The sequence below is a fragment of the Kerstersia gyiorum genome, from assembly GCF_048595715.1.
Taxonomy (GTDB): Bacteria; Pseudomonadota; Gammaproteobacteria; order Burkholderiales; family Burkholderiaceae_B; genus Kerstersia; species Kerstersia gyiorum.
The window spans coordinates 2,033,685-2,047,287 of record NZ_CP169556.1; the positions used below are offsets into that span (position 1 = coordinate 2,033,685).

The following is a 13,603-nucleotide window of genomic DNA, read 5'->3' on the forward strand; positions in this document are numbered from 1 at the left end:
AGGCTGGCGATGGACTTCTCAGGCCTGAAACAAGCATCAACCGGTCTGCTGGCTGCCATCAAGGCCGGTTCCAGGCTGGGGAAGCGTCAGAGCAAATCCCACGAAGGCGCCGGCGGCCATGCCGCCGGCGAAGCCGCGTCCAGCAAGCCTGTGGCTTCGCTGGCCGGCCTGACGGAAATCATCAGCGGCTACCTGACTGAAAAAGAAGTCGCCAAGGTCCGCGAAGCCTACCGTTTCGCCGATCAGGCCCACCTGGGCCAGTTCCGCGCGAGCGGCGCGCCTTATATTTCGCATCCCATCGCCGTCACGGAAATCTGTGCCGGCTGGAAGCTGGATGCCGAAGCCCTGATGGCCGCCCTGCTCCACGATGTCATCGAAGACCAGGGCGTAGCCAAGCAGGAACTGGCCGAGCGCTTCAGCCCCGATGTCGCCGAACTGGTCGACGGCCTCTCCAAGCTCGACCGCCTGGAGTTTGCCAGCAAGGCCCAGCAGCAGGCGGAAAGCTTCCGCAAGATGCTGCTTGCCATGGCCCGTGACGTGCGCGTCATCCTGGTCAAGCTGGCCGACCGCCTGCACAACATGCGCACCCTGGATGCGGTCAGCCCCGAAAAACGCCGCCGCATTGCCAGCGAAACACTGGAAATCTACGCACCGATTGCCAACCGGCTGGGTCTCAATGCCTTGTTCCGGGAATTGCAGGACCTCTGTTTCGAAGCCATCCACCCCAATCGCTATCGTGTGCTGCGCAGGGCCGTGCTGGCCGCACGCGGCAATCGTCGCGAGGTGCTGGGCAAGATTCATGATGCGGTCGCCGCTGCGCTGCCCGCCGCGGGCATCGAAGCCGATATTTCCAGCCGCGAGAAATCCCTCTACGGCATTTACCAGAAAATGGTGTCGCAGAAGAAATCCTTCTCCGACGTGCTGGATATCTACGGTTTCCGCATCATCGTGCACACCGTGCCGGAATGCTATCTGGCGCTGGGCACGCTGCACCAGCTGTATCGCCCGGTGCCCGGCAAGTTCAAGGACTACATCGCCATTCCCAAGCTCAATGGCTACCAGTCCCTGCACACCATGCTGGTCGGCCCGTACGGCACGCCGGTCGAATTCCAGTTCCGCACGCGCGACATGCACCATATCGCCGAAGAAGGCGTCGCCTCGCACTGGCTGTACAAGGAAGACGACGTTCCGCTCAACGAGCTGCAGAAACGCACGCACCAGTGGCTGCAATCCTTGCTGGACATCCAGAGCCAGACGGGCGATTCCGGCGAATTCCTGGAGCACGTCAAGGTCGACCTGTTCCCGGACGCGGTGTATGTCTTCACCCCGCGTGGCCGCATCATTTCGTTGCCTCGCGGTGCCAAGCCGGTGGACTTCGCCTACGCGATCCACACGGATATCGGACACCATGCCGTCGCGGCCCGCATCAACGGCGAATTCATGCCGCTCGACAGCGAATTGAGCAGCGGCGACACCGTCGAAATCATTACTGCGCCTTCGGCCCGCCCCAGCGCGCAATGGCTGAACTACGTGCGTACCGGCAGGGCCCGCTCGGAAATCCGCCATTACCTGCGCAACGTGCAATACGAAGAATCGGTCGCCTTTGGCGAACGCCTGCTGCAGCAGGCCATGCAGGGCATCAAGGCGGAACTGCCTGATGCCAGCGACCCGACCTGGGACAAGCTCGTGCGTGTGAGCGGCGCACGCAACCGCGAGGAAATCCTGGCCGACATCGGCCTGGGCAAGCGCCTGGCTGCCGTCGTGGCCCGCCGCTTCATGCCGGGTTCCGATCTGGTGGCGACCACTGCCGCCGCCGTCGATGACATCGTCAGCGCGCGCTCGGCCCCCATCCTCATCCAGGGCAATGAAGGCCAGGCTGTCCAGCTGGCCTCCTGTTGTCACCCCTTGCCCGGGGATCCCATCATTGCGGAACTGCGCGCTGGCCACGGCCTGGTCGTGCACGTCGCGGACTGTCCGGTCGCCAAGCGCGGCCAGGTGCGTGAACCCGAGCGCTGGGTCTCCGTCGCCTGGGACGAGAAAACCGCCAAGCATTTCTCCACCCGCCTGGACGTGACCGCCCGCAACGAACGCGGCACCCTGGGCCGCATTGCCGCGGAAGTCACGGCGGCCGAGGCCAACATCATCCATGTCACCATGCACGACGATGCGGTTGCCACGGTCTCGCTGCAACTGACGCTGCAGGTGGAAAGCCGCGTACAACTGGCGCGTGTCATCCGCGCCGTGCGCCATGTTCCCCAGGTGCAGAAGATCGTCCGCGTCAAGGGCTAGCGGTTCGGGGCAGGTGCGGCTCGACGCCCTGCACCCTTGCCGCATCTGCCCTACAATCATCATTATCAAATGCAGTACGCGCCCGGCCTGGCATGGGCCGACCGGACGGGCACTGATACCACAGCGCGGCCAGATCTCCGCCATCCGGCAGGAGCGCCTGACCGCCTCCGGGGGAGCCTCAGGCTCCGAGTTGAACCGGCCTTGCTGGCCCCCTCAGCGGACAGCAGGCCGCTGGCGCTACGGCGCCTAGCCAGGATTTCTGCCCTATGGATGCTACACCCATTTCATTGCGCGGCAGCCGCCGCGACATTGGCCGTGCGCTTGGCGATCTGGCTCGCCCTTATATGGCGGCCTTGCTGGAACAAAGCCCGACCTGGTTTGCCTTGCGCCGCTGGCGTGGGCACGCTGTGCTGGACACCCTGGGCGCTGCCGCCCGGGAATACCTGCCCAAGCAATGGGAAGAACTTTGCGGCATGGCCGAAGGTCTGGACATGCCCCTGGAAGACGTCCTGCTCTGGAACGCCAGGGGCGACCTGCTGCACAAAACCGACGATGGCTGCATGACCGTCGCATTGCGCCATGCCGACGGCTCCCGCTGGATCGCCCACAATGAGGACGGCGATCCCTTTCTGACCGGACTGGGCCGCCTGGTGGAAATCCAGTCCGAGGACGGCCCCGGCTTTTTCTTCCTGTATCTGCCCGGCTCCCTGCCCGGCCACACGTTTGCCGCCAATCGCGCAGGCCTGGTTCAAGTCGTCGACAACCTGCGCATCATGCGGGGCGGCAAAGGCGTGCCCCGCATGATGCTGGCGCGTGCCGTACTGGATTGTCGCAGCCTCGACGAAGCACAAGCGCTGCTGAACAAAATGCCACGTGCCGGCGGGTTTCACCACATGTTGGGCGCCGTCGGCGACGAACGCCTGCTGAGCATCGAAGCCACCCCGGAACGCTGCTCCACGCAGCCGGTGACCACGCTGTACGGACACACCAACCACTGCATCCACTTCGGCGCACGCCAGACCACCCAGCTGATCACGACGTCTTCGCGCGAACGGCTGGAACGCCTGGATGTTCTGCTGCTGGAGCTGCATGCACAGGCCGAATCCAGCGAATTGCTGGACATACTGTACGACACGGAAGCCACCCTGCCCATGCTGCGCACCGACCTGCGTGATCCGGATGGCGAGAATACGCTGGCCAGCGTCATTTTCCGGATTGATGAGCAGCAGTGCCGCGTCAGCGTCTACAACCGCGAGCGCACGCCCTGCTACCAGCAGGAAATCTAATCGCCCAGGAGCGGCAGACCGGCATTGTGGCCCTGTGGTGCGCGACAGCGCGATGTCTTGCTGCCTTTAGCCCCCCAGGGGCATGGCATCCTCGAACAAGGGCAAGGTATAAGGGTCGCCGCTGGGTGAAGGTTGCAGCCCGCCCGCGGTCATGGGAGCAAGCCCGGTCAGTTTGACGCCCAGCAGGCGCAGGCGCCGATCCAGCGGCACGCGCTTGAGGCAGTTCCCGGCGGCGCGCCGGATGGTCCGGGCGTCCTGGGTCGGGTACGGCAACGTGAAATCCCGCGTGACGGTCTGGAAATCCTCGTAGCGCAGCTTGATGCCTACGGTACGGCCGGCCACCCCCTTGCGCATCAGGTCTTCCGATAGCTGCACGCACAGGCGCGTGAAAATCTGGCCCAACAGGACCTTATCGCGCTGGGGATGCAGGTCGCGCTCAAAGGTAGACTCACGGCTGACGGACTTCGGTTCGCTTTCCGTCTGCACTTCCCGGGCATCCTCGCCACGCGCCGCCCGATACAGCCAGGCGCCCATGCGGGTGCCGAACTCGGTCTTGAGCCAGGGCAGCTCGCAACGCGCCAGGTCGCCGATGGTTTCTATTCCCGACTGCCGCAGGCGTTCAGTTGTTTTGGGGCCTATGCCGTTGATGCGGCTGGCAGGCAAGGGCCAGATGCGGGCGGGCACTTCGTCGAGGCCGAGCACCGTCACCCCGCCCGGCTTGTTGAACTCCGACGCCATCTTCGAGAGCAGCTTGTTGGGCGTCACGCCGATGGAGCAGCTCAGGCCAGTGGCATCCATGACCGCCTGCTGCAGTCGCAGCGCCAAGGTCCGAACAGCCGCAGGCACGAGAGCACCCTCGTCAGGACAGGACTCCCGCAGGTCTTCGTGCTCGCTCAGGTCTATGTAGATTTCGTCGACGCCCCTGTCCTCGATGTGTGGCGCGACTTCGGCCACGGCAGCCTTGAAACGCCGAGAGAAATCGCGGTAGCGGGAAAAATCGACAGGGAGCAGGATGGCATCGGGCGCAAGCTGCGCGGCCTTCATCAAGCCCATGGCGGAATGCACGCCATAGGTCCGGGCTTCATAGGTAGCGGTCGTCACCACGCCGCGCCCCGCATAGGCCGACAGACGCATGTAATCCCGGCTGCCGTCGGGCAGCAAAGCGGGAGGCGCGGCCCGACCGCCAATGACGACGGGCTGGCCGCGTAAATCAGGGTAACGCAACAGCTCCACGGATGCGTAGAACGCATCCATGTCCAGGTGCGCAATCCAGCGCTGGTTCATAAAACGATCAGGAGGCGTTGCCCTGCGAATCGTTGCCTTCGCCAGCGATCACGCGCTGGGCTTCAGGCAGCAACTTGGCATTCAAGACCTGTTTCAGGGCTTCCAGCGTTGCCGCCTTCTCCCCTTCACCCAGCATGAAGTCCAACTGGCCGCGCAGCGTATTGAGGTCTTCCGCATCCGGCGTGCCGGCAGGCGTCACATCCGCCACATAGACCACCTCATAATCCGGGCCGTTTTCCACGCCTACGAATGCCGGCGCATCTTCGACATGAACAGCGGAAATGGCGTCCAGCAGCGCAGGCTGCAAGCCCATCGCACGCTCACGGCTGACTTCCAGCTTTTCCCCGAACCCATGCGGCAGCGTGGCGGGCTTCTCGGCCTGATAACCGGCCAGTGCCGCCTTGCCTGCCGCACGAGCGGCTTCACTGGCGCGCTCGTTGCGCAGCTTGGCGCGGATTTCATCGCTGACCAGAGCCAGTTCAGGCAAGGCCGAAGGATGTACCTTGGCCACGCGCAGCGCGATCAGCTTATTGGGCTCCAGTTCGATCAGGCCAGTATTGTGGCCGTCTTTCAGGACATCATTGGCGAAAACGGCCTGGCGCACACGGGCTGAATTGAGCCAGGCAGCATCCGGGCTGGAAATGGCCGCATCAGCGCCCGCAGCCTTGGCATCCACCAGGTCATTGCGGCTCACGCCGCTGGCGCGACGGATCTTCAGGCCCAGGGTATCCGTCACCGGTTGCAGGCTGTCACGCTGGTCGTAGACCAGGCTGGTCAGCTTGCCGGCCTGCTCGGCGAAACGAGCACCCGCTTTTTGCGTACGCACTTCTTCCGCAATCGTGCTGCGCACGTCGGCCAGTGGCTGAACCTGCGCTTTTTCAAGCGTGCTGAGCTGCACGACGTGGTAGCCAAAACGGCTGGGCACCGGTTCGGAGACGCCGCCGGCCTCAGGAATGGCATACACCGCCTCGGCAATGCTGGTCACCGGGAAACTGGCGCGATCAATCCAGCCGAGGTCGCCGCCATTGGCAGCGGAACCGACGTCCTGGGAATTTTCACGGGCCAGCTTGGCAAATGCAGCGGGGTCCTTGCGAGCTTCTTCGGCCAGCGCCTTGGCACGTGCCAGGGCGGCATCGCGTTCGGCCTGGCTTGCCTTTTCATCCACCGAAATCTGGATGTGACTGGCGCGGCGGCGTTCCGGCGTGCTGTACAGCGACTTGTTCTGGTCGTAGTAGCTCTGGATATCGTCGTCACTCACCTCGACGCCGGCGCGGGCGGCCGCTTCGTCCAGGACAACATATTCAACATCCACGAATTCCGGCAAGCGCAGGGCTTCGCCATTGGCGTCATACCACTGCTGGATATCCGCTTGCGTGATTTCGATGGCAGGCGCGAAATCCGCTGCCTTGAAAGACTGCACCTGGATGTCACGCGTTTCGCGCAGCGCCGCATACAGCGCACGCACAACGCTATCGGGCACGCGCACCGAAACGTCGATGGGCTTGACCGGATTCCAGGGGTTCTGCGCCGCCTGCTGCGGGTCGATGCGAGCACCGATAGGCCCAACGACGCGATCAATGGCAATACGGCCACGGACGCTGGCTTCATAGTCACTGGTCGACAGACCTTGCGAGGCCAGCACGTCGCGGTAGCGTTCCGGCGAGAAACGACCATCCTGCTGGAAATAAGGCTGTTGCGCGATATGGCGGCGCAAGGCTTCGTCGGATGCCGAGAAACGGTAGTTGCTGGCGGCCTGGGCGATCACGGCCTGCTGCAGCAGGCTGTCGAGCAAGGCGCTACGCAAGGCCGGTGTATCCACTTGCGCGGGATCGTAATTGCTGCCCAGGCGCTGGCGTTCCTGTTCGAGCGCATTGCCCAGCATCCGGTCGAACATCTGGCGAGTGACTGGCTCGCCATCAACGACGGCGACGTCCTGATCCTGGGACACATAAGTGGTATATCCCTGGACGCCAACGAAAACAAACGAAGGCAGAATCAACAGCAACAGGATGAACTGCATCCAGCGCTTGTGGTTGCGAATAAAATCGAACATGAGGCATCCGGCGAAAATTTCCCGCGACCGCAGGAAACGCGACACAAAAAACGAATGCGATACCATTCGTCCTGCAACCGCCCAGCATACCTGCTGAACGGCACGGGCGTCGAGTTTAACATCATGCAAGACGCTTCTCGGGAATTGCTCGCATCAACACCGGCTTCCCTCAGCTTTTCCCCGATTCCCGGTCCGCCGTGGTCACGCGGGCGCCACAGAGCGTCCGCTTGCAACGCCGGACCCACTTTGCCAAAGGCCCGCCTTGTTCAGTTATCGCCACGCTTTTCATGCCGGCAACCATGCCGACGTTCTCAAGCATTCCATCCTGTTGCATACCGTCGAGTATTTCGCCCGCAAAGAGACACCGTTCTGGGTGATAGACACCCATGCCGGCGCCGGACTCTACGCGCTGGATGGCGACTGGGCCAACAAACGCGGGGAATTTGAAGACGGTATCGGCCGCGTCTGGTCGCACCAGGGCCCCATGCCCGAGCTGGTGGACAATTACCGCGAGCTGATCCGCAGCTTCAATGAGGATGGTTTCCTGCGCCACTATCCCGGTTCCCCCTGGGTGACGCTCTCGCGCTTGCGCGCCTCGGACCGCCTGCGTCTGTTCGAACTGCATCCGAATGAAGTGGACGTGCTGGTGGCGAACCTGGAAGAAAGCGGCCGCAGGGCCATGCGCCAGACCACGATTTTCAACCAGGACGGCTTCGAAGGCGTGAAAGCCCTGCTCCCGGTTCCCAGCCGCCGCAGCCTGGTGTTGATCGACCCACCCTACGAAGACAAGACGGATTACCGCAAGGTCGTGACTGCGGTCAACGATGCCATCAAGCGTTATGCGCCCGGCACCATCGCGGTCTGGTATCCCATCGTGTCGCGGGTCGAAGCCCAGGAACTGCCCCGCAGGCTGCAGCGCCTGCCCGTGCGCAACTGGCTCAACGCCACCCTGACGGTACGCTCACCGGCGCCCGACGGCCGAGGCCTGCATGGCAGCGGCATGTTCCTCATCAACCAGCCCTGGAACCTGGCGGCGGCGCTCAAGGACGCCCTGCCCTGGATGGCGCGCCAGCTGGCGCTGGACGGCAAGGCCGGCTATACCCTGGATTTCCAGCAGGAATAATTTCCGCCATACGGCCGCGAGCCGGGCAGCGCTCACGCTCCGGCCTGGCTTGCGGCGCCTGCCGCCGTCACGCCAGCCCCAGCAGGGCGCCTGCCCCGCGTGCAGGCTGCCCAGGGATCTGGCTGCCGTCCTGGCACGCCCGCTCAGAAACGTTCGCCGGGTTTCAGGTAGCGCCACTGTCCGACGGGCAGATCGCCCAGCCGTACCTTGCCGATACGAACACGCTTGAGTCCGATGACCTTCAACCCGACCAGTTCGCACATGCGGCGGATTTGCCGTTTGCGGCCTTCGCGCAGGACAAAGCGCAATTGGTCTTCGTTTTGCCAGGTCACCTGCGCCGGACGCAGCTTTTGCCCATCCAGCGACAGGCCGTGGTTCAGCAGCGCCAGCCCGCCTTCGCTCAGGCGTCCGGCCACGCGCACCAGGTATTCCTTGTCGACATCGGAATCTTCGCCGATCAGGTGGCGCGCCACACGGCCATCCTGGGTCAGCACCAGCAAGCCGGTGGAATCAATATCCAGCCGCCCGGCCGCCGCCAGCCCGCGCACATGGCCAGGCAGGAAGCGCTGCGGACCGGTATCGCCGCGCCAACGCGTCTGGGCCTGCACCAGCGTCGCAGCTGGCCGGTAGCCTTTTTCTGCCTGGCCGGACACATAACCGACTGGCTTGTGCAGAATGATGGTAACCCGGCTGGTCTGCGTGGATTGGGCCGCGCGTTCCAACGTGATGGACTGGTGCGGCCAGGCCTTGTCGCCCAACTGCGCTACCTGCCCATCGACCTTGACCCAGCCTTTCTCTATGTAGCTATCGGCTTCACGGCGCGAACAGATGCCGCGCTCGGCCAACAACTTGGAAATCCTGACCTTCTCCTGCCCTGCGGCTTCCTGGGACTGACGCATGCTCACAACGCGTCGATGCCGCTTTCGCCGGTCCGGATGCGGATGGCCTGTTCTACCGGCGTGACGAATATCTTGCCATCGCCGATCTTGCCGGTGCGGGCGACTTTCAGGATGGCTTCGATGGCCGCATCGACCCGCTCCGCAGGCAAAACGATGTCCACGCGGATTTTGGGCAGGAAATCGACAACGTATTCCGCGCCACGATAAAGCTCGGTATGCCCTTTCTGGCGACCAAAGCCCTTGACCTCCGTCACGGTCAGCCCGTTGACGCCGACTTCGGCCAGGGCTTCGCGGACTTCGTCTAGCTTGAATGGTTTGATGATGGCGGTGACTTGCTTCACGGCTGGTTTATCCGGGACAAAAGGCAATGGCGGCGATGGCGGAGAAAAATCGGCGGCGCGCGCCCGACGCCAGCCCATAAGTTGGAATTATTGCACGGATGCGGCGGCGGAAAGCACTGCCCCGACCGCCAGACCACCCGCTCCGATGATGTGCTGATACAACGGCCGGGCTGCGCCCGGCGCTAGGATCGCACGCCGTAGGCCTCGTGGATCAGGCAATCGAATGCCTCGTACATCTGCTTCAGGCGGTCAAATTGACCCGCGTCCCGGGTAATGGGGTCGGCGCTGTTGGCCAGTTCGATCAGCGGCAGCGAGACCAGCTCGACCGGCGTATCGGGACGCAACTCGCCGCGTTCGATAGAGCGCCGCATACCGCCGATGACACAGCGCTGCAGCTCCATGGAATAACGCGCAACCGCCTCCCTGGCCACCGGTGTGATGATGTCACGCTCCAGACGCATGCGCGCGATCAGACTCCAGGGATTGTTGGTATTGCCCTGGGGATTGCGCTTCAGGTAGCGCATCTGGTTGAACTGCATACTTTGCCGGATTTTTTCCTTGAGCGAAAAGTCGGAGCTCCAGATCTGATCGAAATGGCCAATGGTGCGCTGGCAATATTCGACCGTCACTTCCTCCACCAGCAGATGCTTGTGGCGGTAGTGATAGTGGATATTGCCACGCGTACATTCGAGGATTTCCGCGATCTGCTGAAAGCGCAGCCCCGGACAGCCATGCATGATGAGCAGGTCCGTCGCCACCTCCTTGATCTTCTCACGCATGCTCAGTTGTGCCAGCTTATCGTTTGCGTTTGTCATGCGTGTTTTGTCTCTCTCTAAGCATTCATCCACATTTTATCAAGCGGCGCTGAGCCCGCCATCGAGCACCAGCGTGCTGCCCGTGGCGAAGGCAGCATCATCGCAGGCAAGAAACAGGATCGCCCGTGCCACCTCGCCGGGCTGCCCCAGCCGACCCAGCAACTGTCGCTGTTCCAGCGAACGGCGCAAGGCGGCCGGGTCTTCGGCCTGCGCGAAGATCTGTTCAAAGTACGGCGATTCGATCGTGCCCGGCGCCACGCAGTTGACCCGTATACCGTCTGCGGCGTGATCAACTGCCATGGCGCGCGTCAATGCCGTCACCGCACCCTTGGAGGCGCAATAGGCCGCGCGCTGGCGCAAGCCGACCATGGCGGCGACGGACGCGGTATTCACGATCACTCCGCCCCCCTGCCTCTGCATGACAGGCACGGCATACTTACAACCATGGAATACGCCATCCACGTTCACGCGCATCAACGCCGTCCAATCGTCCAGGCTGGTATCCGCGACTGTACCCGCCATGCCATAGCCCGCGTTATTGACCAGCACATCCATGCGGCCATGTTGTGCCACGATCCGCTCCCAGGCCTGGCGGACTTGTTCCGCTTGCGCCACATCGACTTCCCAGGCATCAGCGCTGCCGCCAGCTTCCCGGATCGCTGCCGCCACGCGTTGCGCTGCCGCCGCACTGCGGTCAACCACGCACAAGTGCGCACCTTCCTCAGCCATCAGGCCTGCCGACGCCTCGCCAATACCGGAACCGGCGCCGGTCACGATGATGATTTTTCCTTGCAGCTTCATGTTCTGTTCCCTGGGCCCGGAAGGCCCGACTATTGATTGCCGCCAGAGGTTCCGGCAACAGTCCTCCCACCGCCATGGGGCGCTGTCATGCCACGACAAAACTGGCGAACTGGCGCTCTACCGCACTGACGATGCTCTGCGCCACCACCCAGGAAGTCTTGGGGTTGGTCGGTGACGGTTCGTTTTTCAACGTCGTGCGCAGCTCTCCCATTGGACTGTTCACGCAGATCGTGTGGGTATTGCCGGTGGCGGCGGGGTCTACCACGACGCTGACTTCGGTCGCTTCCATGCCGGTGCACGCCAGCGCCACCGTTGCCGCGACATTCAGGTTCTTGGGGTAGCGCAAGGCCGCGTCGCGCGCATTGCCACGGAACAGTTCCAGCGGCTCCTGCAAAGCGTCAGGCGCCACGCCCCGCAGCGCGAGTTCGTCGAGCCAGGCATCGACGGGCTTGCGCGACTCATACACGACTTTCACGCCCTCCACGCCTCGTAGCGCCTGCAGGTAATCCAGCGACGCCACCGCACCGGCAGGTACGCGCAGAGCCACGCCTCCTTGCGCTGCTGCCTGCTGCAGCGCAAGGAATTTTTCAGTATCCGCCAACGCCCCCACCGAAGTGACCAGCACCGGAATGCCGGCGCGCAGGCAGGCTGGCACCAGTTCCCAGACAGCTTGCTGGCTCGCGGCCTCTATCACCAGGTCCGGGCGCCAGGCCAGCAGGCTCTCCAGTCCGGCAAAACAGGTGAGTATGTCCAGCTCGCCTCCAGGCGGTTGTGAACGGCTCAGCGCACCCAGTTCGAAACCGGCGCCACGCTCGCCGCGCAGCAAGGTCCGGGCAACGTCCTGGGCGATCGTGCCCATGCCGATGAATGCAATGCGATATGTCATGAGTCCTGCCCTCCGAGCCAGGATTGAAGGATTTCCAGGTACTTCAGGCGACGCGCGACTGGAAAGAAATGAGCGCCCGTCTCCAGGACTTCCAGCCGGGCGGCCGGCAGCAGGCGAGCCAGTTCGCGCTGCAAATGCAGCGGCACCACCTGATCATCCGCCGCTCCCACCACCAGGCAGGGCGAACGCACGGCCTGCAGTTGCCCGCGCCGGTCGTGCGCCAGCAAGGCGGCAATGCGCTCGCGCACGACAGCGACACGCGCCGGCGTCCAGGACACCTGCGCGGCCGCCGCCAGTTTTTCAGGATGCTCACGCAGCCATTGCGCCGGGTAGGACAACAGCAGCCCCAAACGCTCGTAGCATTCTGGCGAGCGCTGCAGGATTTCATCGCGCAGCGAGAACAGCGCTGCCATGTACTCGTCGGGCCCGGCCCAGGTACCCCCCAGGAACAACGAGTGCAAGCGATCCGGCTGCATCAGCGCCATTTCCTGCACGATGCAGCCGCCTGTAGAGTGTCCGACCGCATGCACGGGCCCGACGCCCAGGGCATCCAGCACCGCCAGGCAATCCTGTGCCAGCTGCGCCACCGTCACCACGGCGCTGCCTCGCGTGGAGGCGCCTATGCCGCGCTGGTCAAAGGCAATGCAGCGGTAGCCCGGCAGGCCCTGCCGCACGTCCTGCCAGAAGGCCTCGCTGCCACCCAGGCCGCTGAGCAGCAGTACGGGCGAACCTTCGCCCGTACTGCTGCCCGACAGCACCGCGCCGTCGGGCAGCTGCACCCTGAATGTTTGCTTGGATGCAGAAGCCGTCATCACTGCGCCTTCGCTGCCTCGATCTTGGCGACAAACTCTTCGCCGCCAGGCGCTTCGCTGGTAATGCGGGGCCAGGACGCACGCGCTGCTGCACGGAAGGGCGCCTGGTCAGGCTCGTGGATGACGACGCCACGCGCCTTGAGCGTTTCGAAAGCCTTGACGATCTGGTCGTTCTGATAAGCCACGGCCACACCCATGGCTTCCTTGCCTGCTTCCTCGATCGCGTCCTGGATGTCCGTGGGCAGCTTCTCGAACTTGTTCTTGGAAATGATGAACAGGCTGGGCAGCTGGTGCACCGCCGTCACGGAGTAATGCTTGATGGCATCGACAAAGCCGTCACCCACGGTCTGGTCCGGGCTGAGTTCGGCGGCATCCACCACGCCGTTCTGCAGGCTGAGGAACAGTTCCGCGTATGCCGTGGGCGTTGGCTGCGCCCCCAGTGAGCGATAGGCTTCCACGTAACCCGGTGACTGGATCACACGTACCTTCAGGCCTTTCATGCCGTCCAGGTTGTCCACCGGTTTCATGGACGCCAGACTGCGTGCGTAGATCGCCCCCCAGCCCAGGCCCTTCATGTTGTACTTGGACAGCACGTCCAGCAGCTCGTCACCCACCGGCCCCTGCATGATCTGGTTGGCCTGCTCGTAATCATCGAACAGGTAGGGCAAAGACAGCACGCGGTATTCCTTGACGGTATTCTCCAGCGACGGCTGGCCCACGATCAGCGCATCCACCACGCCGGTACGCACACCCTGCACCAGCTTGAGCTCGCCGCCCAGACTGCCCGAGGGGAACAGGGTAACCTTGACGCGGCCATTGGTTTTTTTATCCATCAGGTCTGCAAAATGCAGGCCGGCGATCTGGTAGCTACTGGTTTCGCCCAGGGCATGGCCGATATTGATCTGGATCGGGTCTTCCGCATGGGCGGACATGGACGCTGCAGCGAATACAGCACCTGCCAACAAGGTTTTCAGTGTTTTCATGATGATCCTTCCTGAAGGAAGTAGTTGGTGG

The 13,603-nt window shown here is 63.4% G+C and carries 12 protein-coding genes; 3 read left to right on the top strand and 9 right to left on the bottom strand.

Features of this window, described 5'->3' with window-relative positions:
• Positions 1–9 precede the first annotated feature (9 nt).
• Complete coding sequence (locus tag ACEW7X_RS09005) at positions 10–2,289, top strand: RelA/SpoT family protein (protein ID WP_068369486.1); 2,280 nt, start codon at positions 10–12, stop codon at positions 2,287–2,289.
• Between the two features lie 266 nt (positions 2,290–2,555).
• Positions 2,556–3,575, top strand: a complete 1,020-nt coding sequence (locus tag ACEW7X_RS09010) for a C45 family autoproteolytic acyltransferase/hydolase (protein WP_068369489.1) — start codon at positions 2,556–2,558, stop codon at positions 3,573–3,575.
• A gap of 66 nt (positions 3,576–3,641) precedes the next feature.
• Here the strand turns inward: ACEW7X_RS09010 and dinB are convergent, their stop codons facing one another.
• Both dinB and ACEW7X_RS09020 read right to left on the bottom strand, forming a co-directional pair.
• Complete coding sequence (gene dinB / locus ACEW7X_RS09015; RefSeq protein ID WP_420177096.1) at positions 3,642–4,859, bottom strand: DNA polymerase IV; 1,218 nt, start codon at positions 4,857–4,859, stop codon at positions 3,642–3,644.
• A gap of 7 nt (positions 4,860–4,866) precedes the next feature.
• Positions 4,867–6,912 carry a SurA N-terminal domain-containing protein gene (locus ACEW7X_RS09020; protein WP_257740940.1) on the bottom strand — a complete coding sequence of 682 codons (2,046 nt, stop codon included), beginning with the start codon at positions 6,910–6,912 and terminating at the stop codon, positions 4,867–4,869.
• Between the two features lie 262 nt (positions 6,913–7,174).
• On the opposite strand from ACEW7X_RS09020, the gene ACEW7X_RS09025 reads away from it, so the two are divergent.
• Positions 7,175–8,035, top strand: coding sequence for a 23S rRNA (adenine(2030)-N(6))-methyltransferase RlmJ (locus ACEW7X_RS09025; RefSeq protein WP_257740941.1), 861 nt, complete (start codon positions 7,175–7,177; stop codon positions 8,033–8,035).
• A gap of 143 nt (positions 8,036–8,178) precedes the next feature.
• Here ACEW7X_RS09025 and ACEW7X_RS09030 read toward each other — a convergent pair whose 3' ends face one another.
• The 7 genes from ACEW7X_RS09030 to ACEW7X_RS09060 all read right to left on the bottom strand — a co-directional run bounded on the left by ACEW7X_RS09030 (position 8,179) and on the right by ACEW7X_RS09060 (position 13,572).
• Positions 8,179–8,934, bottom strand: coding sequence for a pseudouridine synthase (locus ACEW7X_RS09030; RefSeq protein ID WP_068369504.1), 756 nt, complete (start codon positions 8,932–8,934; stop codon positions 8,179–8,181).
• Between the two features lie 2 nt (positions 8,935–8,936).
• The gene (locus ACEW7X_RS09035) at positions 8,937–9,275 is read right to left on the bottom strand and encodes a P-II family nitrogen regulator (RefSeq protein WP_068369505.1); all 339 of its coding nucleotides are present in this window, start codon (positions 9,273–9,275) and stop codon (positions 8,937–8,939) included.
• 182 nt (positions 9,276–9,457) lie between these two features.
• Positions 9,458–10,090 carry a TetR/AcrR family transcriptional regulator gene (locus tag ACEW7X_RS09040; protein WP_068369510.1) on the bottom strand — a complete coding sequence of 211 codons (633 nt, stop codon included), beginning with the start codon at positions 10,088–10,090 and terminating at the stop codon, positions 9,458–9,460.
• Positions 10,091–10,129: 39 nt separating this feature from the next.
• Positions 10,130–10,891, bottom strand: a complete 762-nt coding sequence (locus ACEW7X_RS09045; protein WP_068369515.1) for an SDR family oxidoreductase — start codon at positions 10,889–10,891, stop codon at positions 10,130–10,132.
• Between the two features lie 85 nt (positions 10,892–10,976).
• Entirely contained in the window at positions 10,977–11,777 is an 801-nt protein-coding gene (locus ACEW7X_RS09050; protein WP_068369518.1) for an aspartate dehydrogenase, read from the bottom strand.
• On the bottom strand, positions 11,774–12,589 hold the full coding sequence (locus ACEW7X_RS09055) for an alpha/beta fold hydrolase (protein ID WP_134838444.1): 816 nt from the start codon (positions 12,587–12,589) through the stop codon (positions 11,774–11,776). The genes ACEW7X_RS09050 and ACEW7X_RS09055 overlap by 4 nt, the downstream gene beginning before the upstream one ends.
• Positions 12,589–13,572, bottom strand: coding sequence for a TRAP transporter substrate-binding protein (locus tag ACEW7X_RS09060; RefSeq protein WP_068369526.1), 984 nt, complete (start codon positions 13,570–13,572; stop codon positions 12,589–12,591). Before ACEW7X_RS09060 ends, ACEW7X_RS09055 begins: the two co-directional genes overlap by 1 nt.
• Positions 13,573–13,603: the final 31 nt, after the last annotated feature.